This window comes from Paraburkholderia terrae (genome assembly GCF_002902925.1).
Taxonomy (GTDB): Bacteria; Pseudomonadota; Gammaproteobacteria; order Burkholderiales; family Burkholderiaceae; genus Paraburkholderia; species Paraburkholderia terrae.
Genome location: NZ_CP026113.1, coordinates 1,472,443 through 1,497,022, shown reverse-complemented (window position 1 = coordinate 1,497,022; position 24,580 = coordinate 1,472,443). Strand labels below are relative to the sequence as shown.

Below are 24,580 nucleotides of genomic sequence, written 5' to 3'. Positions count from 1 at the left end.
GGTCGTTGTATCTCGCGACCACTACGTGTAGCGACTGCGTATGCACAGGACGGCGAAAACAATGGTGCAACCGTATGCGCTACTGGCCATTCATAACGGCGGCGCGGTAAAAACGGGCGACCGAGGTGCCCGTCCGTTCGACCGCCAGACCTTCTTGCGCGGCCACAAGCGACTGGACAACCTCTAACGCGGCTTCGCCACACCCATCTCCATCGCGTCGAGCGTATTCGAGGTCATACGTAAGCTTTTGGCGGGCGAGTTCATTGCAAATCCATTCTGAAGCGGTTTCAGCATCAGTTGGTCGCTCACTCACTGGGACATTCATTAGCCGTTCGGCGTTCGCTTCGTCGAACGCGTGTGCCTTGAGGACGTCGCGAAGCCCTTCAGCAAGTTGTTCCAGCCGAGAAGATGAGGTCGCCGAGAGCTTTCCGGCCAGCGAAAGATGCCAATTGAGCATCTCCAAAACAAAATCAACGGTAAGGGCTCGCCAGAATGCGGGAACAGGATGGTAGACGTACTCCAAAGCTAGGGTGACGTCCATAACTGTCAGGTTCGATTCATCGAACTTGCAGTCAGCTAGGTATTGAAGCAGTTCGATTGCGGTGGTGGATTCGGTCATTGAGATGTGCAGTACTTTCTTGTCGTTGCAGAAATTTCGTGATGTAAATCAGCATAACGCAAAGACTCAAAAAAATCAACAAAATCAATGAGATAGAATAAATGTTTATACGCACTCGCTTCTGCGACTCGGTTTTTGCAATTTAGGACTGGGAAGTGCTGCATTAACAGCCGGAGTGAATTGATCGAGGACGCTCTAGTATCATCATTTGAGGTCAACGGTTCCAGCTCACTGTTTGTGGACAGCCTGTGTTCGCTCGCTCGTGGTGTTCGATGCTCGTTGGCTTGAGGATATATTTACAAATGGCGTTACAGGCGCATCGACGAACACCTCAACCAAGGGCACGAACCCGAACTCTGGCTGGTGACCTATCGCTTGATACGCGCCAGCTCCGCTCATCAGCAAGCGGGGGCCATCCTCGCGGCGCGACGTCGCCGTCGTACATAAGGAATTCCCGTCCTTTCCGCGTCATGCGCGGCAACTGAAGACGGAGGGCAGGGACGTCAAAGATAAGAAGGCCGCGCTGCTTCGAAATCCCGCCTGTCCTGGTTGGAAGGCGAAAGAGCACGGATGGCGCCCGATGCAGTCACGCTACAGGAACTGGTGCAGCAGGCATTCCACGACTTACCAGTGAGTCATTCGAAAGGTGACAGCTGTTGTACCAACCTCCGTTAGGCTCACGCAGTGCGAGCTGGACGCTCAGCCCAGTGTCGAGAGTGAACGCGTTCCTCACGCGCGTCCCATGAAGCGTCGCGGAATTGCGAGGATGAGGGCAGCTGCGCAGAAGAGTGCGAGCGCGAGTATTGCCACTCCGAATTGGGTGCTACCGGTCAGGCTAATGAGATAGCCCATAATCGATGGACCGACGAAGCCTGCTATCGCCGCGCCGATGTTCACAAGGCCTGCGCCGCCAGCAGTGGCTTCGCCGGCGAGAATGCGCGAAGGCAAGCTCCAGAACATTGCGAGCGTGCTCATGATGCCGGCCACGCCGATGGTCAGGCAAGCGATAGCCAATACCGGATGCGTGCGCATGCCCACGCTCGCCAGCAACGCTGCGCCGCCCACGATTACAGGTGCGGCGGTGTGCCAGCGGCGCTCTCCGGTGCGCACTGCATCCCGTGCATTCAGAACCATCGTCACGGAGGCGACGAGATAAGGTACCGCGCTAATGACGCCAACCTCAAAGTTGCTGAGCGCGCCGAGTGCCTTGATCATAGTAGGCATCCAAAAAATCAGCCCGTAGTTGCCCACGTTATAGAGGAACGAGGTCGCGAACAGCAACCATAACGTGGGCTCGCGCAGCGCAGCTCGGAAGCTGGAGCGCTTACCTTCGGCTTCACTGGCCATTTCCTGATGCACCGTGCGCTTCTCAGCATCGCTGAGCCAACTGACGTCCTCGATGCGTTCGGTTACGGTGGCCAGCAGATAGAGTCCGAGTAACACAGCTGGCAACCCTTCGATGACGAACATCCATTGCCAGCCGCGCAAGCCGAGGCCGCCATGTGTCACATCCATGATCCAGCCTGAGAGCGGGCCTCCGATCACCACGCCGAGCGGCATCGCGAGAAACAGCAGCGCCATCACTCGCGATAGCCTTCGTGACGGAAACCAGGCGCTGAAATATGCGATCACGGCAGGGAAGAAGGTCGCCTCGGTTATGCCGAGCAGAAACCTGAGCGCATAGAAGGTCGTCTGGTCGCGAGTAGCGAGCGTAGCGATGGAAACGACACCCCATGCGATCATCGAACCGGCGATGCATTTCTTGACGCCGACGGCGCGCACGACCCAGCCTGCTGGAATCTGTAGCAGCAGATAGCCGATAAAGAAGAGGCCCGCGCCCACACCATACGCGGCGTCCGACAGTTGCAGATCGGTCATCATCTGTAACTTTGCAAATCCGACGTTCACGCGATCGAGGTAGCCGAAGAAATAGCAGACGAGGATGAGCGGTATGATGCGTCGCGTGAGTTTGCGATAGAGCGCATCGACGTTGCCGCTGAAATCTGTGTCGGGATTGCCCGTCGCTCTCGTATCGGTTGCGGTGCTAGTGGTCGTTATCATGTCAGTCTTCGCCAGATAAAGTTATTGGGAGCGCGCGTCAGGCGTGTGCATGTGAGGTGTACAAAGCGGGCGAATTCGCCTTTCCGATATGCCTCATGTGTGAACGGCGGAGCGCGCGGCCTGGGCGCGCACCGGTGAGCCGGGTATTCGTCAGTACGGCACGGCCGTTCACGAACACATGCTCGATGCCTTCGGGGCGCAGCGTTGGCTCGGCGAAGGTTGCGCGATCAATGACGCGCTCCGGATCAAACACCACAAGGTCAGCGTAATTCCCCACGACGAGACGGCCACGCTCTTCAATGCCGAACTGCTCTGCGGTGAGGCCCGTCATCTTGTGCACAGCTGCTTCGAGCGGGAAAAGGCGGCGCGTGCGCGAAAATTCGCCCAGGACACGTGGGAACGTGCCCCATAGGCGTGGATGGGGGCGTGTGTCGTTGGGTAGGCCGTCGGAACCTACCATCGTCATCTCATGCTGGAAGATGCGCTCGACGTCGCTCTCGTCCATTACGAAGTAGATCGCGCCCGCTGGGCTCAGTGCCTCGATCGCAGAATCAATGGAATCGTTGAACATCGACAGCAGTTCATGGAAATCGCGGCCTGCGAATTCGGGATGCGGTTTCGACCACGCGAGCATCACCCGTGACGACTGGCGAATGCGATCCGCGCGCAGCATGGTCGATGTGGCTGGATAGGGATGGCAGTCGAGGCACAGGCGCTGTTGCGCCCGCTGAGCGTCGATGCGTGCTAGCGTCTGCACTGAGCGCCCGTGATTCTCTTTGCCGGCCACCTTGTGATGCGAGAGCACCACGCGGACGTTGAGCGCGCGGCCGATCTCGAAGGCTTCTTCAAGTGAATCCATAATGTGCGTGGTCTCGTCGCGCAGGTGCGTGGCAAACACGCCGCCGGTTTCGCGCAGCGGGGCGCACACATCAATGAGTTCCTGCAGTGTCGCGGCGGCGGCTGGCGGATAGAAGGTCCCGGACGACACGCCGTACGCGCCCGCAGCCATTGATTCACGCACGTCGGCGGCCATCGCTGCGATTTCTTGGGCGTTAGCCGCGCGCTGCAGATCGGCCATGTGACGCACGCGTAGCGTAGAGTGACCGACCAGCGCGACCGTGTTGACGGCGGCGGGTGCGGCGTCGAGCGCGTCCAGGTATGCAGCGAAGGATGGGAAACGAAACAACTGCCAGGCGCCAAGCAAATCCAGCGGCTGCGGCACTTCTCGGTCTGCACACAAGGGCGCGAGGCTGATACCGCAATTGCCCGCTATCACTGTCGTCACGCCCTGACAGACCTTCGGTTCGACGCTCGGGACGCTCAGTACGAACGCGTCGTCGTGTGTATGGCTGTCGATGAATCCGGGCGCGACAATCTGGCCTTGGGCGTCAATCACTGTGTTGGACGTGTCGCGTGAGAGGTCGCCAATTGCGGCGATGCGTTCGCCGAGTACACCAAGGTCAGCGCTGTAGCGCGCGGCGCCCGTGCCGTCGATAAGCTCACCGTGGCGAAGGATGACGTCGTAATGCATGGAGGCTCCTGGCTCCCGCAGCACGATTGCGGCGGGGTGTACCGGGCCGCGTGTGAGGGCGCGCTGGATGCCGCGTACGGGCTCGGTAAATCATGCCCGTATCGTCAGCGGCCAATTTGCGTGCGTCCAATGCCAGTTTGCTTGCCATTCATGCGCAAGCGCTATCAACCTGATCTGTTGCGTCGCATCAATTCAGATGGTGGCGGCCTTCAGAAGCGCGCATAGGTCGCTAGCCATGCTCGACATCGAGACCGTGCGATGGCGCACGATGCCGACCGTGCGCGCGATGACCGGACTCACGAGCGGCACGGCGCACACTGCGGGAGATGCGAGTGCGCCAGCTTCGCCAACCGCGCTTTCGGGCAGGATTGCGCAACCCACGCCCGCAGCCACTAGCGCAGCCACACAAGAAATATGCTCGACTTCGTAAAACCAGCGTAGGCGCACCGACTCCTGACTCATAAGCATTTCGAGCAGCAGACGATTGCCGCTGTCGCGTCCGCCAATTACGAGCCGTGCATGGCGCAAATCACCGAGCGCGAGCTGACCGGCTTTTGCGAGCGGGTCTTCGCGATGCACGGCGAGAACGTAGCGGTCCTCGAAAAGCGGCTCGAACTCGAGGTCTTCATCGTCGCCGGGGTGCAGGCTCACCCCGAACTCAGCAAGGCCCGCGCGCACCTGCGAGAGCACGAAATCGTGATTGCCATCGAGTATTTGTACGCCGATATGCGGATATTTGAGCCCATAGCGCCGCAGCGCGTCGGGCAGCAAGCGCGCGACCACGGTGGGAATGCTCGAGATGCGCACCTTCCCGTACCGCTTTTCTGCGATTTCCTGAATGGACGTGAGCATCAGGCCCAGCTGCGCGATCTGCTCGCGCGCCATCGGCAGAAATTGTCGACCTACGCCGGTGAGTGTGACGCTGCGTGTGGTGCGGTGAAAGAGTTCGACGCCAAGCGCTTGCTCAAGTTTCTGTATACGCCGGGATAGGCCAGGCTGAGTGAGATGCAGCCTTTCGGCTGCACGATGAAACGTGCCGAGCTCCGCAACGGCGACGAAGGCTTCGAGTTCAGAGTTTTCGACTTTCATAGCACTTTGGCATCAATCTTAAATTAGACGGCATTGGACACGGCATTTTTATCACCGGAATATTCTCGCCGAAAACAATTCAAATGGTGAGCTTGCCGTGGCAAAACACATGCACGAGAGTTCATTTTGTTCTTAAACTTTTGAGACCACAATTGACAGCATGAATCCGTTCAATAGATTCGCACTACATATAAAATATTTTGCTGGAATCGGACTGCTCGCCAGCGTGAGCGCCCATGCGCAGAGCAGTATCACGTTGTATGGTCTGCTCGACGCGGGCTTCGCCTACGTAAGTCATACTGCAAGCAGTAACGGCACGAGCTGGAGCGCGTGGCGTTTCGGGAACGCCGTATCGGGCAACCGTTGGGGTTTCAAGGGCAACGAAGATCTCGGCGGCGGCCTGGCGGCGACATTCCAGCTTGAAAGTGGCTTCAACATCGGCACCGGCGTGTTAGCGCAGGGCGGACGCGAGTTCGGGCGCACAGCAGTCGTGGGCATGTCGAGCATGCGATGGGGCGCATTCAAGCTCGGGCGCCAGTATGATCCGGTCGTCGATATGGTATCGGCACTTACCGAGGATGCAAATTTCGGTCTCACATTCGGCACGCCCGGTGACGTCGACAACTATGACGGCAGTATGCGAGTGAACAACTCGGTCAAGTATCTGAGCCCGAACTTCGGCGGGATTCAGTTCGAAGCGCTCTATGGATTTGGCGGCGTAGCGGGCTCGACCGGTGCGGGCCAAACCTGGGCTGTCGCGGGCGGTTATGCGAGGGGGCCGCTGACGGTGGCCGCCGGCTACTTTTATGCGAGCAGCGGCGACACGGTGGGCAGCACAGGCGTGCGTACGTGGAATGCGAGCGCAGACAGTCCATTCAACACGGTGGTTAACATGGGCTTCGCGAGCGCCCACTCGGCGAGCATCGCCCGCGCCGCAGGCCAGTATGCCTATGGCGCGTGGACAGGCGGTCTTGGGTACTCGCATACGGAATACGCATCCGATGGGGCGTCAGTCTTTGCAGGCATTGCGCGGTACAACAGTGGTTCGATATTCGTTAATTATCAAGTAGATCCGGCGCTGCGATTGGGCTTGGGATATCACTACACCATGCTGTCTGACGTTGCAACGGCGCACTACAACCAGGTCGATGCCGGCGCTGACTATTTGCTCTCCAAGCGCACGGACCTGTACGCGATTGCGGCCTTTCAGCGAGCGTCGGGCTCGACGCTCAACGCGTCGGGTAAGCGCGTGGCCGCTCAAGCCGTGATTGGCGACTATGGTGTGAATTCGGGCGCTAATACGCAGGCACTTGTCGCGGTCGGGATGCGTCAACGTTTCTGAGCACGGTAACCTATCGCAGATCTGCTCGCGCGCGGACAGATTTCCTGCGACGCGCGAGGTCCGCCGCCGAGGGGGCGACACACCTGGCACGCGCCAGTGCAGTTTCTCCCTTAAAAAATCAGAACATCCCTCGCCGAGTCACTCGTCGCCGACCATCGGCCAAGAGAGGGAGATTTTCCCGCGAATTCAGGATAAACCGGGTCCGCTGTACTCTGGATGCAAAAACATCCAGAACTCACAACGACAGCGCGCCCGGCTTCGCATTGCCGACCCTTCCTGAAGTGGCTCGGAGGAAAAGGGCGAATCATCGACCAGATTCTTTGTCACCTGCCGCCCGGCAGAAGACTCATTGAGCCGTTCGTCGGCAGCGGTGCCGTGTTCCTCGGCGCGACATTCGACGAATATGTCCTCGGAGACAGCAATAGCCACCTCGTCGAACTCTACGACGCGGTCGTGAACCGATTCGACGAGCTTGTCGCGACGGCAGAGCCACTGTTCACGGAGCGTTACCGGAGCAAGGAGGCTTACCTTGAGGTTCGGACCTCATTCAACGACGAGCAAGACTCACTTCGTCGGGCGGCAGCGTTTCTCTACCTGAACCGGTATGGCTTCAACGGTCTGTGTCGCTACAACAGGTCGGGACGGTTTAATGTGCCGTACGGGCATCTCCGCATGGTCCCGCGTCTTCCGATTGAACGAATGGCTGCATTCAGAGAGCGAGCGTCGAACGCGAACTTCGTGTGCGCAGACTTCGCAGACGTGATGCGAATGGCAAGACCCGGCGACGTAATCTACTGTGATCCACCGTATCTGGACGCAAACGGTGGAAAGAAGACATTCGTGGGCTACGATGCGGGAGGATTCAATGCCGAAAGACAGCGTGAGCTGGCGTCACTCGCTCGGAAGCTGGCAGACCAAGGCATTCCAGTCGTGATATCGAACCACGATACCGAACTTGCTCGGGAGCTTTATTCCGGAGCCGAGATATATGCATTCGACGTGCGCCGGTCGGTTAGTGCTCGTGTCAGCGGCCGAGGCTTGGCCCGGGAGCTATTAGCCGTGTTCACTAGCAGCTAACGTGCGCGGAACTCAGGCGACCCGGCGCCCGGCGGACTGCCACATGCACTCTACGGATTATCAAGGCGGGAAGGGGCGGTTCGATCTGTGCGCGGGCCGGGCCACCGCCGACGGTGAGAATATCCCGTCGCATTTCGCAAACATGCGTTTGCGTTTCGGCGTTTAGGGTTTATACTGAGGCTGTCTCCTCCATATCTCCTCCTGATGTGGATTCGGGCCCGCCGGTTGGTGGGCCCTTTCTTTTTGTGCCACCACGACGGATCGGCCGCACTTGCTGGCTAACGGATTTCTCAAGTTTCCATTCAGGACGCCGTTAGTGCTGTCTTGGACAAGCAAAATGCCTAACGAATCGTAAGCTCCACACATCACGCCGCGCAGGCCATTGTGCGCGCTCGCTTCGATCTGCCCATTCCGCGTCAGTACCAGTTGTACAACCGGGCCTACCTTGGACTGTTAGAAGATTGCGTCGGCGCGGAAAACGTTCCACAACTGCTTGTCGCGCTCGCCCGTTTCTGATCTCTGCCCGACTTCAATGAAGCGCAACCTGCCTTTTCTCCTGCTGGTCTCTTTGGCCGCATGTACTTCAATGTCCGACGTTTCACCTGCTGGCGACGGTCACTTCACCGTCACAACGCAGGTGCGCGGAGGCATGACGCCGTGGGGAGAAATCAAGGCATCGAACCTCAAGCGGGCGGACGAGTATTGCAAGCAGCAGGGAAAACAGATGCAGCAGGTCGACATGCAGACGCACGGTGTCCGTGGATGGACGCCCCAGGAAGCTGAGGTGACGTTTTCCTGTGTGGCTGGTTAACGCGGCCTGCCTCGGGCGGACCTCTTTGCGCAGTATTGCGGCATTTCAGCAACACGGTTCGCGCGGCGGAAGTTGCCTGAGCTGTTGAAGGGCGTCGCGCCGCACCGTTTCGTGTACGTTCCCTAGGCGATGGTCGACAAGATGCCGACGGCAAACGTGATGGCGAACGCTGCGAGGCTTTCCAGAGGTGAGTTGTTGCGGTTCAGCATGATGCTGGCTCTACGATATGAGGTTGGCTGAATCATTGGGCCGCATTGGCACATGAGGCTGGTTGCAGGGATAGATCACCACCCGGACATCTTCTGTCCGAATGCTTGAATGCATCTCGATGCACAGCACCTTCGTGGATTGGCACCAGAAGACGTAGAGCATGCTGCGTCAACTGCGGGGACTTGATCCGATTCCTGTGTAACTCGATGGTCAGGCGATTCACTGTCTGGCGAACGTCGCATGTCGTTTGAGGGTGGCGGGTATCACAATGCTGGGGCGCGATGTGCGGCGGTTCCAGCATCGATTTTCAATTCGGATCAGCCGGGGAGACGCGCGGAATTCCCGATGAACGCAACGCTCTGATTTGACCTTCGCGTGCCAGGCACATGGCTATACTTTCGCAACTTGGGGATTTCGAGGTAACTGGCATGGATGGATCAGAATTGTGGACCGCTTCGCTGGCGGTCCTTCGGCAGGTCGACTGGAAGGTCGTTGCGACGTCTAGCGTGATTAGCTCTAGCGTGGCGTTGTTGATGGGCGGCGTGAAAGACATGCGCGCGCATCGTCGTGAAAGGCGTGACGTAGCCCTGGAAGCAGCGCTTTCTCTTGAAGCCTATGCCAGGACCTGCCGGTCCATGATGCACAAGGCAGAGTGGGCGGCGCGGGAAGCCGGCCGCACGATGAGCTATGAGCCGTTGAACGGTGTAAACGTGCCATCGTTCCAGTTCCCAGAGAGAATTCAGTGGAAATGGTTGAGCCACAAGGTAGCGTCCGAACTTCGCGAATTTCCCGCCACTGTGCACGCAGCCAGGGAATACGTCGCATCGGTCTGGGAATACGGCGACCCCGTAGACCTGTGCAACGAGGTCGAATTCGAGTGTGCGAAGTCGGCGAAGCAAGCGCTGGATCTTGCTCGTTGCACCCGCAGGAAGCATCGGGCCGCTCCGTGGAAGCCCGGGGCAAAGGACTCGGACCTCGAGCGGGAACTGATCGACTACATTTCCTCGAACGGAGAAAAACGCAAACGGCGAAGGCGAGACATGAAGCAGTTCGAAGTCGATCTCGCGGCTGAAACCTCAATTCAGGATAACGCCTGAGGGCGGCGTCATGCGGACAATATATGCTGGTCAGAGGAGTAGCGGCACACAAACATCCGCTGCGCGCCGGTAGAGGGCCGGGAAGGTCAGTGTCGACGACTGCCTTCCAGAGGGAGAGAGAACGTGAAAAATCGAGCGTAGCCTTGTCCTTGTCGGAGAGTGTATGGCGGCCGAGATTATCGGCCTCGAGAATTCCCTCATCGGACGAACGGGCGGCATGGCGAGATAGCCCATCGCGCCGCATCCAATGCTATTTGACACGTTTCCATGCAAGCGTATCAAAATCAATGTTTCTAGAGTGAATATAGGGGACCGATTCATCAAGCCTAAGCCAGATGATCTAAGTTTTGCGTCCTTGCTTTCTGCGAAGGTTACAGTAGCGAGCGGGATTATGTCCGAACGCTAGTCGATGAAATGGGTCGTGCTTGAATTCGATGCCGACTCAATTTGATGGCGTTGCCAGCGCAAGGACACATCGTTCTTGACCAGGTGTGAAGAGAAAGCAGACGTAGGCCAGCTCAGCGACATTCAATGGGTGTTGTCGACAACCGAGGTTGCGTGAACATCTTGAACTTTATGGCGGAGGCACCGTTCGTCCATCGAACCGGCACGTCATTTGACATGCGTGCGCTTCGCTGCGCAAACGGACTTCGACCTAAGAGCGGTTGCCGTCAGAATAGCGCACGGTGCAAGCGTTCCGAGCCGCGTCGACGTTGCAAGAATGCGTTGCTATGCGCCGGCAATGCCGGGCCGTTTGCAGTCTGGGGGTTGAGGGCACGCCGCGCGCACCGCGATATCCCGCGCGGCCAATCGATGATCGTGACCTATCTCGTCCTTCAACGTGAACTGAGAAAAAACCGAGACTACGCTCTCCGGAAAGCGGTGGCTTGAAGCAAAAAAAGACGGAGCTCTCCCGCCGCCGGAGGAAGACTCTGGCCTGCACGAGTGAACAAGGAGACCTGTCGCGAGACAACGGGAGCTTTCACCTCCACTGCTCGAAGCCCGAAATGCTCAATCATCGTCAGCGCGCCAGCGGGCAAGGCCGTCACGCCGAGACCAGCCTTGACCATTGCGAGTGCTGTTGTCAGGAAAGCCACCTCATACGCCGGTTGCAGATTAAGACCCGACGAATACGAGGCGAGATCCAGTTGTAACCTTGCGAGATATCCCTTCGTCATCGCGATGAAGGGAAACTCCAGAATCTGCTCCCATGTGGCGACCTGGAGTTCGTCCAGAGGATGACCGAACGGACATACCACTTCGAATGTGTCATTGAAGAGCAGCTCTTCTTCGACCTCCAGATCGTTGTTTCTTCGCGGGGCCACGGCGAGGTCAGCTTCGCCGCTCGTCAGGCGGAACAGCACGTCCTCGTTCAGTGAATCCAATAGATGAACGTTAACCCCTGGGAACTGTAGCTTGAAATCCGCGACAACCTGAGGCAGAAGATACGAAGAGTACAGGGGCGTAGATGCGACGCGGACATTGCCACGTTTCATCTCCTGTAGCTGGAGCGTGCTCGCGAGCGCGTAGTCGAGATCTTCGAGCACCTTGACTGCAAGCGGGAAAAAGTCGGCACCCGCTGAGGACAGCTTCGTGCTCCGCGTGCTCCGATCGAACAACCGTATCCCGATTATGCCTTCGAGTTCCTTGACTAACGAACTAAGCGCGGCCTGCGTGAGGTGCAATTGCTTTGCAGCATCAGTGAAGCTACCTGCCTCCGCCACAGCACGAAACGCCCGAAGCTGTCTGAGAGTCACATTCATAAGGTGAATTTTTAAGTTAATCAAATAAATTAAATTGAATAATATCCGCTGTATATGACAATGACAAGCATCCGAAGCCAAGGGGAGCTCAGCAACAGGCTCGGATGCCCGTCAATGTCCAGCCTCAGGGGGCCAAATTGGAAAATGTTGTGATGAGCGATTCCTACAGCTCGGCTACATCGTCAGATGAACGGAAAGCTATCTATGCCAAAGTAGGGTGGCGACTGATACCGTTTCTGTTCATCTGCTACACACTCAATTTTCTGGATCGAGTAAACATCAGCTTTGCCCACCTCCAGTTCCAGAAGGACATCGGGTTGAGCGACGCAGCGTATGGACTCGGCGTTGGCTTGTTTTTTGTCGGATATGTGGCACTCGAAGTGCCAAGCAACCTGCTGCTGAAAAAAATGGGAGCTCGCCTGACCATCTCCCGGATCATGATTCTTTGGGGTCTTGTTTCTTCAGGAATGATGTTCGTACGGAACCCAGTGGAGTTTTATATCGCTCGCGCTCTTTTGGGGATCGCCGAAGGGGGCTTCTTTCCAGGAATCGTACTCTACCTGACGTACTGGTTCCCGAGTGCCAAGCGTGCACGTATCACCTCGCGGCTTTTCCTCGCCGTGGCCGTGGCTGGAGCACTCGGTGGCCCGGTCTCCGGGTGGATTCTTTCCCACATGAACGGCGTCTCCGGAATGCAGGGCTGGAAGTGGCTTTTCCTTCTCGAAGGGCTGCCCAGCGTGATCGTCGGGATCGTTGCCTTGTTCTACCTCAATGACAAGCCGGCGGATGCGCGCTGGTTGACGTCTGAACAGCGGGAGATGATCGCGTCTGATATCGCTGATGATGAAAAAGTAAAGTCCGATATCACGTCGTCGAGTTTCGGTGAAGTCCTCAAAGATCCACGTCTTTATCTGCTCGCCTTCGGATATATGGCCGTACCGTGGTCAAGCAGCGTCCTTAGTTTCTGGGGACCGTCGATTATTCGCAGGGCCGGGATCAGCAATCTGGCTGATGTGGGGTTACTGTCTGCGATTCCGTATATCGTGGGTGCTGCGTTTATGCTGCTCGTTTGTCGCAATTCGGACCGGATGATGGAACGGCGCTGGCATTATGGAGCTGTCGCAATGCTCACAGCGTTTGGACTTTCACTGCTGCCTTCTGCTGCCAGCAACTGGGTTGCGTCTATCGCGCTGCTGTCGGTCAGCAATGCAGGATTTTTAACTGCCGTCGCTCTATTTTGGACAATTCCCCCAGCGTATCTCTCAGGTCGCGCAGCAGCAGGTGGTATCGGCCTGGTGAGTTGCATTGGTCAATCAGCGGGCCTTGTTGCGCCTGTCGTCTTCAGTTGGGGCAATTCGCTCACCAAGAGTGCAACCGCTGGTTTTTATCTGGTTGCAATGGTCATTGTTTGTGCCGGACTGTCGATCATCATCGGCGTTCCCGCAAGAAAACTCAAAGAACGGCGAGTCGAAGTTTAGATCCTCGACTGAAGTGCCCGCTCTATCAGCAGTTATAAGGTTGGGCCGCATCATCGACTGTGTAAAATACGCTGACGAGAAATCAACGATTAAATTAAGGATTACGAATAAAGGAATGAACGTGGAAATTCTATTCAAAGACCTTTTCGCCCCGAACGCAGTGGCCGTCATCGGTGCGTCAGAAAATCCAAACAAAGTTGGTGGGCGGCCTATTCATTATTTGCAAAAATATGGGTTCAAGGGCGCTATCTATCCCGTCAATCCCACAAAAACCGAAATTCAAGGGTTGCCGGCCTTCAGCAACATCGAAGACGTCCCAACGGTGCCTGACGCGGTAATCGTTGCAGTTGGTGGAAATTCAGTTCTTGAGCAGATCCGCCGTTGCGGAGAGGCGGGTGTGAAGTTTGCCGTTGTTATGTCGTCCGGATTCTCGGAACTCGGTGACAAGGGCAAGGAGCGCGAGGAAGAACTCGTACGTGTAGCTCGCGAGACAGGAATCAGGATTATTGGACCGAACGCTCAAGGCTCGGCGAATTTCGCGACTGGCGCAGTGCTGAACTTCAGCACCATGTTCATGGACGTCACACCCCTTGACGGCCCAATCGCGATCGTCAGTCAGAGCGGCGCTGCGAGTGTTATGCCGTACGCGCTCCTTCGTCAGGAAGGGATTGGCGTGCGTTACGTGATCGCTACGGGAAACGATTCGGACGCGGGCGCATGTGCGATGGCTGAGGCTGTCGCAAGTGATCCAGGTATCAGGCTGATCCTGGTTTATCTCGAATCAATCTCCGACCCCGCGCGCCTTGCGAGTGCAGCGCGTCTTGCGCGCGAGCGTGGCGCTTATATAGTTGCGATTAAAAGTGGCAGTAGTGAGCGCGGGGCACAGGCTGCGGCGTCCCACACAGGAGCGCTCGCAGGCAACGACGCAGCTGTAGATGCGTTCCTCGCTCGTCACGGAATCTGGAGAGCACGAGATATTAATGAATTCATCCGTGCAACTCCGCTTTACCTGCAAAACTACGATGCCGGTGAGGGCAAAGCCGTTGCGATGAGTCACAGCGGCGCGGTTGCGGTCATGACGGCCGACTACGCAGAGCGCACAGGGCTCGCGCTGACGGTTCTTACTGGTGAAACGAAGGCCAAGCTTGGCGAGATTCTCCCGGACTTTGGAACGGCAGACAATCCGCTGGACATGACGGCAGCAATTCTGACGAACAATGAAATGTTTCCTGGCGTCCTCAATGCGATTGGGACCGATCCTGGCGCGGACGCAATGATCGTCAGCGTTCCCGTCGCCGGCCCCGGCTTTGATCTCGATGCGTTTGCCGAGGCGGCGCGAGCGTTCGCGGACAAGCACCTGAAGCCTCTGGTTGTGTGCGCTCCCCAGCCCAACGTACGCAAAGTTTTCACCGACGCAGGCTTGCCCACCTTCGTTACCGATCCAGATGCGATTCTAGCGCTCGCTCAATACTGCGCGCACCAGCGACTGATCAGGAAAACCGGTAGCCGCGCCGACCAGTCGCACTTCGTCACACTCAGGGGAACAGGACTTCAGGACGAAGCCACGAGCTTGAGTCTTCTTTCCGACAGCGGCGTACCTGTGGTTCGCCACCAGATTTGCATCAGCTCAGAAGACGCAGTGTCCGCGTTTCACCGCCTTGGCAGGTTTGTCGCTGTCAAAGGATGTGCAGCGAACGTACCGCATAAAAGTGAACACGGATTGGTTCATCTTGGTCTGCGCACAGCAGAGGATGTTCAGCGTGCGACCGAGGAATGTCTTTCAAAGCTTGAGCAGATGGGCGTCACAGATCCGAGAGTCGTGGTCGCCCAGATGATCAAAGGAAAACACGAATTCGTGCTAGGCGTGAGCGTTGACCCACTTCTCGGTCCAGTTGTCATGGTAGGCGAGGGGGGGACTTTGCTTGAACTCCGAAAGGACATTGCGACGCTACTTGCACCGTTTTCAGTCGAAGATGCAGAAGCTGCTTTGCGAGCGCTTCGGATTGGAAAACTGTTTGACGGCTATCGCGGGGAGCCTGCACTCGACATTAAAGCCCTGGCTCGAGCGGCTGTTGCACTTGGAAACTTCGCTACGTCTGCGGGCGGCGCGTTGAAGTCTGTCGACATAAATCCAGTGATGGTGATGAATGACGGAGTGGTGGCTGTAGACGCTGTCGTGGAACTTCACTGATAGAACTGTTATGACTAATCTTTCTTCAACAACCAACGACTTGTTGTTCAGCATTGAGGACGGTATCGCAATCATCAAACTGAATCGTCCGGATCGTATGAACGCGGTCAACAACAACATACGCAGCAACATAATTTCGCTTCTTTCTGCCTGTGACGCCAGCAACGATGTTCGCGCGGTCGTTCTCGCAGGGGAAGGCGGTCGGGCGCTTAGCTCCGGACAAGATCTCGAAGAACTCGCGTCGATTGATCAGGACGGCGTCGCAGGTTGGCAGGGAAGCCAGAAGCTATTGCTTGACTCGTTCCGCAAGTTCTCCAAGCCTTGTGTTACTGCAGTCGAGGGCGTGTGCGTCGGTCTGGGCTTCCACATGGCGCTATGCACAGACTGGCGCGTTGCGCCGGAAAACAGTACCTGGGGGCAACCAGAAGTAAAGGTAGGTTTGGCCAGCATTGTTGGACCGTATCTGATGGAATTGCACATCGGCCGCACTCACAATCTGCAACTGTCATTGATGGCTGAACTCATCACGGGAAAGCGTGCTTTTGAGATCGGCTTGCTGACGGAAACGTGCGAAGCGGGCGGTGCATTCGAAGCCGGAGTGACCCGTGCCAGAAAACTGGCGTCTTTGCCGCGCAACGCCACTCGTCTGACAAAGGAGCGCCTCTGCAAAGTCACTCAACAAGGTTTTGATGATGCGTTCGCGGCCGGCGTGAAGGCACAAATCGCCTGCTTCGAAAGAGGCGAGCCGCAACGTCTCATTGCAGCGTTTCTAGCAAAAAATCAAGCGTCCAACCGTTAAAAATCACGGATGCCAATACGAGCAGCTCGCCTAGCAGCGCTTTTTTGCAAAAAAATCGAGGAAAAATTGCCAGTCTACGAATTTCACGGTCGCCGCCCAGAAGTTAGTCCCAGTGCCTATATATTCGAAAATGCCGTGATCATCGGCAACGTCACTCTCGGCGATGACGTCAGCATCTGGTCAGGTGTCACTATTCGCGGCGATAACGACACAATCGTTATTGAACGAGGTAGCAATGTTCAGGAGGGCAGCGTGCTTCATGTTGACCCGGAAAATCCTCTTCACATTGGCCCGGATGTCACAGTAGGTCATCAAGCTATGCTGCATGGATGCACAATTGGCGAAGGCTCGCTTATTGGCATCGGTGCCGTAGTCCTTAACAAGGCAAAAGTGGGTCGAAACTGCCTTATAGGAGCCGGAGCAATCATACCTGAGGGGCGCGAAATACCTGATGGCTCGTTGGTGATAGGGGTCGGGAAAATCCTGCGAGAACTGTCAGCCGAGGAGATCGTTGGGATTCAGGCCGGAACCGCAAGCTATATCGAAAAGGGACGGCTATATCGAACTCATCTGCGTCGAATCGCCTGACGTGCAGCGATCGACGCGTCAAATTGCACACGAAGTCAACCGAGCCGGAGATGTAGGAGCAGCTTTCGCACGCAAGAGATTCCGTCGCAAGTAGGTGTCTGAGCACGGATTCCCCTTGTTGCGACGAGCACGTACCTGGACTCCTTTTACGAAGAGTATAGAAATGTGCTGCGCCATTGCGCGACCGTCTTTGAACTCGATGGCGTGGCAGCACCGTCACTTTGGAACGAGTCATGAGTAACTTGATCGAACGACTGAAAACTAATGCCCGTATGAGTCACGTTGTAATCGCAAACGACGTAGTCTATCTGTCCGGTCAGCTTCCCGATACAGCAAGCGCACCGTTTGCGATTCAGGTTAAGGAGGTCCTCGCGCGTATTGATTCTCTTCTCGAGTCGGCAAATGTAGACAAAACGCGCTTGCTCACCGCAAATGTATGGATCAGCACGCCGCTGTACTTTGACGCTTTCAACGAAATCTGGGATGCGTGGGTGCCAGAGGGTCACGCGCCTACCCGCGTATGTGTCACTGCAGCGCTGATGCGGCCGGGCCTGGATGTGGAAATCGCTGTCACTGCATTGAAGTGAAACGGTGCGTATCGCTCCATCCGACAGTAAGTGAGCCGTATCACTCAGTAGACTCGTTTTTGCGTCGATTGGCTCCATTGATCGGCTTTCATAGAGCGCAAGCAGCTTATGTGGATGATGTGCGACAGGCTCGGTTACCGCATTTTTCTTGAAAGGAATATCGTCCCCGGCAAACACGCTCCGGGTCGAGTCGCAGGTTGTTCGCTGCCGTCCCGAGGTTCCCGTCTTGATGTCGTGCATTTCCGGGACAGATAACTCAGCTCCGAGCCATCCGAGCCGTTCAGACCGGCGGTGACTGTTACAGCTACAGTGGAGCCTTGAAGACATGTTTGCCCACGTAGCGGGCCGATCGTAGTCACTGACGATCCCGCTGCTCTTGCCAGAGCCTCAAGGGAGCCCGTTCAGCCGGGGCTGTTTTATTTGGCGCGCTGGGTAGATACGTTCCTTCTGTCCGCGATATGGCTTGCAGATGGAAATATCGATTGGAATGACGTCGTATTTTGAGCCACATTACAAAACCTGCGCTAATTTCCTGTGGTGGGTCTTTTTTTGAGTTTTCTGATGTTTATTGCAGTCTGTCTTGTAACGTTCGTATGGAAGCGACGATGAGGTCGAAGCAGCTTACCGCTTGTCGCAACGCCGGAACTGCTATCTCATCCCCAATTTTACGTGCTTTGGACGTCCTGCCGCGTAGCCAACTACCGCTGAGAGAATACTGATCGAGGTACATAGTGCGGCGAGGCCATGGAGCGACCCTGTCGCGCGTATCAGTGATCCGGCAACGAATGGTCCGCCCGATGCCAAGAGATAGCCGATTCCTTGAGCCATGCTCGAAAGTTGCGAGGCCGTGTGAGAGTCGGGTGCACGTAAACCAATTGCGGTCAGAGCAAGAATAAGAGCGGCGCCTTGTGCAAAGCCCAAAAGCGGGGCCCAAACAATGATTGTCGAGAGCGGGGCAAAAAAACATCCAAGGAGGCTGACGCATGTTAAGGCCATGGCCATCACATTCACTGCTCGCTGATCTGACATTCGTGCGGCGACGACAGGAATTAACAGAGACGCCACTACTTGAGCGATGACGCTCAGCGATAACATTAACCCGGCATCTAATGCGCTCAGACCTCGCATCCGCAACACTGTGGCCAGCCAACCAAAGACGATATATGCAAGCGAGGACTGCGAACCCATAAACAGGGTGACCTGCCATGCGAGCGAGTCCCGTAAGAGCAGCCGCATGATTGAGCGATGTTGCTGCGGCCTGCCATCGTGCAGTGGAAGCTGTCGCATCCAGATTACTGCCGCCAGCGCGGACGGCACAGCCCAGAGCGCCAGTGCCCAAGTCCACGCAGTAGCGTGGATACTGTTGAATGAGTGGCCGATCGCATTGGCAACTGGGACAGTGGAAGCCGCTGCTAACGCAGCGCCTGCACTCATCGCGGCACTGTAGAGGCCTGTTACTCGAATGATGTGGCTCGGAAAATCGCGCTTTACGATACCAGGCAGAAGGACATTGATGAGGCCGATGCTAAAGCAGGCAATGACCTGACCTGCGAACAGCGCCTGCCACGCTGGAATTGCGCGTAGCCCGATACCAGATGTCAGAACAAACAAAAGTAAGAGTAACGCTCGTTCGCTACCGAGTCGACGTGCGAGTCCCGGTGCGAGAGGTCCGAATAACCCGAAGCAAAGCGATGGTAAAGTAGTCAGCATACTTGCTCCTAACGCAGACAGGCCGACTGTCTTGACCGCGTCAAGGAGAATTGGACCCACACCAGTGATTGGTGAACGTAGCGACAGGGCAATGAGGGCAAGACTTGCCGCGAGCGAGATGCACGCACTGCGCGACAAATGTCGAACTGTATCGCCGGGAGGAGCCAAACCCGAACTACTATCAACCGAAGTGACCAGCGCGATAGATTTCGGGCAATCGCCGTTGTTACAGCCAGACGTTTTCATCAGAGGTTCAAGTGGGTGCGTTGTCGGGTGAGCCAAACCATACTTTGGTTCCCAGATGTCGAAAACAAACGCGTGGATGTATATTTTGACACGCGTCATGCGCTTATGCTTACCGTCATACCACGCTACGTTCGTTATGTTCGCATAAACATGTCATTGCGGCTCATAACTCATCTGTGGCTCTTATGAAAGGGGCAGCGTTCCCGCTCTTCGCTTCTTCTGCGGGGCTGCAGTTATCGTATCAATCTGCCGCACCGTCCACGTCGACATCGGCTGAAGTCGAATAACCCTGTTAGCAATTTTCCGCGCAACCGGGTGAGTCTGCTCGTCGACACTCGTTCGTATGTAACTGTCGATTCTCTCGAAATCATCATTGTTATGTAGTTTGGTATGGGACGCAGCAACCCATCGAAGCGGTGTGAACATGAGGTCTTCTTTCGGAGCAGTCGCGAGACTTCACGGGTAAGACAGGTTGATGGGCAGACTCTTAAGATGAAGAGAAATACTTTCGAGTGTGCAGAATTCTTGTGCCGCTTTCCGTATGGGAAAGCTGTTCTGCTGCGCACTGTCGCGGCGACAACGCGGGAGAGCTGGCCATCAAATTACCTGGCGAGTGCTTGCGTTGTGTGAAGCCCCCCCTGTACTGCCTGCCTGCCAGCTACGCTTGACAACGAAATGTTGAGGATAGGTCTCCGGAGGGAGCACTGTTCGTAGGATTCGTTTTATAAAGATTTTTATACGCATTTTTCTGAATTATCAAAATGTCCCTTTCATCTAAATTCGAGTGAAAAAACCCAAAAATGCTCGATATTTCAAAGTGAATCACACTATAGAACGTTCCCAAATCAGGACTTTGGGGGTCTCGGTCAGCTCGATGACCTAGGTTAAGCAAGAAGGCTTTACCACTTCGTGACTGCGCCGTGGACCTCACTATATGCGTCTTATCTGAGGTCACATGATCCCGTACCGTGCTTTCACTCTCACAGCCGTCGTAAACGGGACTCGCACGCCGTAGCCTTCCGTGCAAGGAACTTGATTTCGATCAGACTATCCTCGATCTTTATTAGCTAAATTTATAAGTCTACAAAAACGAATAATGATTAACTAAAAATTCAGTGCGTAAGATAGTTAAATTGATGATTTTTTCCTAAGGAATAAAATGAATCTGCCGTTTACATGTGAGTAAATTCCGACAACACAAAGGACGAAGATGCGGATGAAGCTCAAAATTGGCGAGCGGCTTGGTTTGGGATTTGGCGCCTCGGTTTTGATCATATGCGGCCTGGGCGCTCTAGCACTCTGGCAGATTAATCAGGTCTATAAGGGAACGCGAGATTTGGCAGACAACTGGCTTCCGAGCATGCAGATGCTCAGGGAGATTAGCGCCTCTGCGAACGGCGTTCGTCGGGTCTCGCTTCGCGAGATGTTAGAACCCACATCCGAAGGCCGATCGCAGCTGCATCGGCTTCATGATGCACAGGTAGAGCTTTTTACGAAAACATTCGAGAAATATCGCCCGTTAGTGTCGTCGCCCGAAGAACAGGTACTTGCTAAAAGAATTGACGCTACATGGGCTGCCTACATGCAGGCTGACGCCGCAATGCTGGATATCGCAAACAGCGGGCACGCGAGTACCCTCGAGGCGGCAGCGGTCGCCGTTGGACCCACCTCTGTCAAGTTCAACGCTTTGATGGATGCGATTACGGAAGACGTTAAGTTGAACCGGAACGGCGGCGAGGCCGCGCGTGAATCTGCGGCTTCCAGCTATCGTTCTTCCACCGTCAGTACGGTCGTGATAATCGCAATAGCAGTGCTTGTGAGCACGGTTACGGCCATCCTCATCTCGCGGTCTATTACGCGACCCATCGGACGTGCTGTGGATTTCGCACGAGTGGTCTCGGACGGCGACTTGACGTCGGTGATTGAAGTCACAGGCAGAGACGAGACAGCGCAGCTGCTCGACGCGCTGAGAATCATGAATGATAAGCTCAAGAAGATTGTTGGGCAGGTACGCGATAGCAGCGACAGCATCGCGACTGCATCGTCGCAGATTGCCAGCGGCAACATTGACCTCAGCCAGCGCACGGAACAACAGGCTGCCTCCCTTGAAGAGACAGCGGCCAGCATGGAGCAACTGACGTCTACCGTTAGGCAAAATGCGGAAAATGCGGCACAGGGCAACAAACTCGCCCTTAGCGCATCAGCTGTCGCGACACGCGCGGGCGAGGTTATAGGGAGTGTTGTCGACACGATGCGAGATATCACGGCGGGCGCTGACCGGATGTCCGACAATATTGCTGTTATCGAGGGTATTGCATTCCAGACGAACATCCTTGCATTGAACGCTGCAGTCGAAGCTGCGCGCGCAGGGGAGGAAGGGCGTGGATTTGCGGTCGTGGCGGGCGAGGTCCGCGTGCTAGCGCAACGCAGCGCGGCAGCGGCCAAAGAAATCAAGGCACTGATTTCAGAATCAGTGGAAGGTGCGCGCAAAGGCTCAACACTCGTGGATCAGGCGAAGGCAACCGTGCTGGAAGCAGTCGCCTCTGTCAGACGCGTAACCGATTTGATGGGCGAGATTTCTGCGGCGTCCGACGAGCAACGTAAGGGGATTGAACAGGTCAATCAGGCTGTCACGCAGATGGACGAAGTTACACAGCAGAATGCAGCGCTCGTTGAAGAAGCGTCGGCGGCTGCTCAGTCTTTAGCGTCGCTGGCGGCCAGCCTCAAGCAGATCATGACCGCATTTCGTACACAGGTAGGGTTTGTCACCCCGACAGCACCTCGGCCGCAGGTGAACCACGCTATTGCCATTCCCAAGGTGGCATTAGCACCGCTAGCGAAAAAAGAGTCGTCACAGCAGGACTGGCAATCGTTCTGAGACGACGGGCGAGCTGCAGCGGACGAAGTGTTCGTGACAGCGGCTGTGCGTCGGGACGTGACGCCTCGGTGATGTATGTGTAGAGAAGTCGCATGTTGCGGCAGGACTTGGACATGCGTGTGCTGGATGGTCAGTCTGGCTCTCAACTTGTCGGCAGGGCACTTGCTGAGGCCAAACTGGCCGCTTGCCCCAAAATAAGTCTTGCGCCACTCACCACCGCATGGATTTTTGACAGACCTGTTCTTGACGAGCGGCGACGCCCTGGTGCGCATCAACTGTCTTTCATCGCTAGCTGCAGGAATCCGGCTCGTAGTGGACCGCTTTGGAATCGCGGTGTTGCCGCCCGCATTCGGCACGAGCAAGCTTGAAACGGCGGCAATCTGGGTTGTTACAGGTCGCGCATTGGGTGCTCACGCCTCCGCTGATCGCCGCGTACCAGTGCACACTCGATCGTTTGCTCGTCGAATCCATTACGCTGCTTGCATTGAACGTCTTGCGTGACCTCAGCTTGCAGCACCGGCCGAATTTGCACTTTTCCGGTCCATGGGCGAACTCGAATGAGCAGCAAAGTGATGAAGCTGGCGTGTTGACAACGCTCTCTATTCGTATCGAATCTCTCGATGCAAGCCGTTGCAGGCCGTAGTGGAAAGCCCGTGCGCAACGGCAGCGATGCGCCAGCGTCGCGGCGTCGACAGCAAATGGCGAGCTCAGAGATGCGCGGGCGAAGTGCGCGAACCACGCCACCGATCCGCATCGGATTGACGATATATGATAAGTTGGCTGACGCGCACTATCTTCCGCTTAGTCTCGAGTCATGCGCCTATCGATTCCGTGACGGTGTTTCAAAGACAATGCAGCCCGCTCGCCAATGATGACACACGGAGCCATCGTGTTGCCCGTTGTCACTCGGCGCAAGACCGACCCATCAGCCACCGTCAAACCTTCGATACCATGAACCTGGAGTTCGCTGTTGACGACCGATTCCCGGTCGGTCCCCATCTTCGCGGTACACGTTTGATGCCATACACTGACGACAGAATCGCGAACAAAATTTTCAAGATCCGAACGTCGTAGCATGCTAGGTGCAATCTGCCGTGCGGAGTATCGTCTAAGCGATACAGAGGATCCAAGCTCGTTAACGAGTTCGACTGCTTTCACGAGCGCGGCGAGGTCTGCGGGATCGCTTAGAACGTTAGCATCGATGGTAACGGGGTCTGTGGCATGTTTGCCTGTTAGCCTGATTCTCCCGGTTGATTTCGGACGTACGAGCGTGGGAAGCAACGTCCAGGAGTTTGGCGGCGGCGCATATTTGTGGGCGATTTCATCACTGGCGAGCGCGAAGCCAGCTTGAATTACCTGAATATCTGGCGAATTCAAGGCAGCGGAACTGCGAAAGAATGCATTTGCCTGGGGAGTTGGATTGTGGGGTATTGTCCCCGGTTCAACCAGATCAGAGCATTCCCAGATGCAGCCTGCCACCATACAATGGTCCTGAAAATTTCGTCCAACTCCTGTGAGCCCTTCTTTGATGGGTATGCCAAACTCTCGAAGATCGTGGGCATCTCCAATTCCCGACTGCATTAACACCTTTGGGGTGAGGATGGCACCGAGGGACAGCACAACTTCACTGGCGGCGAGGAAACGCTGGATCTGACCGCCGACGACACATTCGACTCCAACTGCGCGCTTACCCTCGAAGAGTACGCGGGTAACCAGTGCACCTGTGAGGACGGTTACATTTGATTGATCCATAACCGGATAGAGGTAAGACCGGAATATTGAGGCGCGTCGTCCACCGTCAATGCACACGTCCGCCATCGATGCTCCTTCGGTGCCTTCCATCAGAGCACCGTTCTGGCTCGCGAAAATCGGGATGCCGTGCTGACCATAAGCGTCCAGGCATGCATGCGTGACGTCAGATAGGGCTGTCGCCGTTGCAACATGGACCAGGCCTCCTTCACCTCGGAATTGCGGATCGGGAGCACCTCGCCAATCCTCGATTCCCCGGTATAGAGCAAGAACCGATGCGTAGTTCCAGTCGGGATCGCCGGTTTCGGCTGCTAGCGTGTCCCAGTCATTCTTGTGGCCCCTGGACCAATACATCGCGTTGATGCTTGAGCCGCCGCCAAGGACTTTCCCCATGTTCAACGAAATCGCCCGGCCATTTATATTCGGGTTGGCCTGAGCGACGAAGCCCCAGTCGCGCTCTGATCCAAGGTTTGAAATCCATGCGCCAGCTTCCCAGACTTGCGGCACGTCGTCGGTAGTGCCTGCTTCAAGAACCAGAACTGTTATGTCTTGATGCTCCGAAAGTCGTCGAGCAACGACGGATCCTGCGGTGCCGCTACCGCACACAATGAAGTCGTAACTATTGCGCAATTGAGCATTGCGCTGCTTCTGGTTGGCGATGACGCGTTCGCGGAGCTGCGTATTTTCGTGGTGTGCCGGCATGCTGTTATAACCTCATGTTGAAAACGGGCTAATCGAGGGTCGAGCACATATC

At 56.1% G+C, this 24,580-nt stretch carries 18 protein-coding genes; 11 read left to right on the top strand and 7 right to left on the bottom strand.

Translation table 11 applies throughout. The features are described 5' to 3' along the window. Nucleotides 1-79: 79 nt before the first annotated feature. The 4 genes from C2L65_RS46790 to C2L65_RS36425 all read right to left on the bottom strand — a co-directional run bounded on the left by C2L65_RS46790 (nucleotide 80) and on the right by C2L65_RS36425 (nucleotide 5,300). Entirely contained in the window at nucleotides 80-619 is a 540-nt protein-coding gene (locus tag C2L65_RS46790; protein WP_042304864.1) for a hypothetical protein, read from the bottom strand. A 729-nt stretch (nucleotides 620-1,348) separates the two neighbouring features. Next, on the bottom strand, nucleotides 1,349-2,680 hold the full coding sequence (locus C2L65_RS36435) for an MFS transporter (protein ID WP_081920758.1): 1,332 nt from the start codon (nucleotides 2,678-2,680) through the stop codon (nucleotides 1,349-1,351). 37 nt (nucleotides 2,681-2,717) lie between these two features. Continuing rightward, nucleotides 2,718-4,211, bottom strand: coding sequence for an N-acyl-D-amino-acid deacylase family protein (locus tag C2L65_RS36430; RefSeq protein ID WP_042304863.1), 1,494 nt, complete (start codon nucleotides 4,209-4,211; stop codon nucleotides 2,718-2,720). A 192-nt stretch (nucleotides 4,212-4,403) separates the two neighbouring features. After that, nucleotides 4,404-5,300 carry a LysR family transcriptional regulator gene (locus C2L65_RS36425; RefSeq protein ID WP_042304862.1) on the bottom strand — a complete coding sequence of 299 codons (897 nt, stop codon included), beginning with the start codon at nucleotides 5,298-5,300 and terminating at the stop codon, nucleotides 4,404-4,406. Between the two features lie 160 nt (nucleotides 5,301-5,460). Here C2L65_RS36425 and C2L65_RS36420 point away from each other — a divergent pair, with 160 nt between their 5' ends. The 4 genes from C2L65_RS36420 (at nucleotide 5,461) to C2L65_RS36400 (ending at nucleotide 9,837) form a co-directional block, all read left to right on the top strand. Further along, a complete protein-coding gene (locus tag C2L65_RS36420; RefSeq protein ID WP_042304861.1) occupies nucleotides 5,461-6,642 on the top strand; it encodes a porin in 1,182 nt (393 codons plus the stop codon). A gap of 216 nt (nucleotides 6,643-6,858) precedes the next feature. Continuing rightward, nucleotides 6,859-7,719: a Dam family site-specific DNA-(adenine-N6)-methyltransferase gene (locus tag C2L65_RS36415; RefSeq protein WP_042304860.1), complete on the top strand. Its 861-nt coding sequence runs from the start codon at nucleotides 6,859-6,861 to the stop codon at nucleotides 7,717-7,719. Nucleotides 7,720-8,251: 532 nt separating this feature from the next. After that, nucleotides 8,252-8,530, top strand: a complete 279-nt coding sequence (locus C2L65_RS36405; protein ID WP_042304859.1) for a hypothetical protein — start codon at nucleotides 8,252-8,254, stop codon at nucleotides 8,528-8,530. 596 nt (nucleotides 8,531-9,126) lie between these two features. Further along, nucleotides 9,127-9,837, top strand: a complete 711-nt coding sequence (locus C2L65_RS36400) for a hypothetical protein (protein WP_052426789.1) — start codon at nucleotides 9,127-9,129, stop codon at nucleotides 9,835-9,837. 863 nt (nucleotides 9,838-10,700) lie between these two features. Here the strand turns inward: C2L65_RS36400 and C2L65_RS36395 are convergent. Then, the gene (locus C2L65_RS36395) at nucleotides 10,701-11,600 is read right to left on the bottom strand and encodes a LysR family transcriptional regulator (protein WP_042304858.1); all 900 of its coding nucleotides are present in this window, start codon (nucleotides 11,598-11,600) and stop codon (nucleotides 10,701-10,703) included. 152 nt (nucleotides 11,601-11,752) lie between these two features. Here C2L65_RS36395 and C2L65_RS36390 point away from each other — a divergent pair, with 152 nt between their 5' ends. From C2L65_RS36390 to C2L65_RS36370, 5 genes are all read left to right on the top strand, one after another. Continuing rightward, nucleotides 11,753-13,078 (top strand): MFS transporter, encoded by a 1,326-nt coding sequence (locus tag C2L65_RS36390; protein ID WP_042304937.1) that lies wholly within the window; start codon nucleotides 11,753-11,755, stop codon nucleotides 13,076-13,078. Nucleotides 13,079-13,118: 40 nt separating this feature from the next. Continuing rightward, nucleotides 13,119-15,269: an acetate--CoA ligase family protein gene (locus tag C2L65_RS36385; protein WP_233446624.1), complete on the top strand. Its 2,151-nt coding sequence runs from the start codon at nucleotides 13,119-13,121 to the stop codon at nucleotides 15,267-15,269. A gap of 10 nt (nucleotides 15,270-15,279) precedes the next feature. Further along, on the top strand, nucleotides 15,280-16,068 hold the full coding sequence (locus C2L65_RS36380) for an enoyl-CoA hydratase/isomerase family protein (RefSeq protein ID WP_042304856.1): 789 nt from the start codon (nucleotides 15,280-15,282) through the stop codon (nucleotides 16,066-16,068). Nucleotides 16,069-16,134: 66 nt separating this feature from the next. Then, the gene (locus tag C2L65_RS36375) at nucleotides 16,135-16,656 is read left to right on the top strand and encodes a gamma carbonic anhydrase family protein (protein WP_081920763.1); all 522 of its coding nucleotides are present in this window, start codon (nucleotides 16,135-16,137) and stop codon (nucleotides 16,654-16,656) included. Nucleotides 16,657-16,889: 233 nt separating this feature from the next. After that, entirely contained in the window at nucleotides 16,890-17,243 is a 354-nt protein-coding gene (locus C2L65_RS36370; RefSeq protein ID WP_042304855.1) for a RidA family protein, read from the top strand. 648 nt (nucleotides 17,244-17,891) lie between these two features. Here C2L65_RS36370 and C2L65_RS36365 read toward each other — a convergent pair. Beyond that, complete coding sequence (locus tag C2L65_RS36365; protein WP_233446623.1) at nucleotides 17,892-19,298, bottom strand: CynX/NimT family MFS transporter; 1,407 nt, start codon at nucleotides 19,296-19,298, stop codon at nucleotides 17,892-17,894. 1,117 nt (nucleotides 19,299-20,415) lie between these two features. Between C2L65_RS36365 and C2L65_RS36360 the strand changes: the two genes are divergently transcribed. Together C2L65_RS36360 and C2L65_RS36355 are read left to right on the top strand one after the other, a co-directional pair. Beyond that, a complete protein-coding gene (locus C2L65_RS36360; protein WP_345789595.1) occupies nucleotides 20,416-22,077 on the top strand; it encodes a methyl-accepting chemotaxis protein in 1,662 nt (553 codons plus the stop codon). Between the two features lie 364 nt (nucleotides 22,078-22,441). Further along, nucleotides 22,442-22,720, top strand: a complete 279-nt coding sequence (locus C2L65_RS36355) for a hypothetical protein (protein WP_156132235.1) — start codon at nucleotides 22,442-22,444, stop codon at nucleotides 22,718-22,720. A 158-nt stretch (nucleotides 22,721-22,878) separates the two neighbouring features. On the opposite strand, the gene C2L65_RS36350 is transcribed toward C2L65_RS36355, so the two are convergent. After that, nucleotides 22,879-24,528, bottom strand: a complete 1,650-nt coding sequence (locus tag C2L65_RS36350) for a GMC family oxidoreductase (RefSeq protein ID WP_042304852.1) — start codon at nucleotides 24,526-24,528, stop codon at nucleotides 22,879-22,881. Nucleotides 24,529-24,580: the final 52 nt, after the last annotated feature.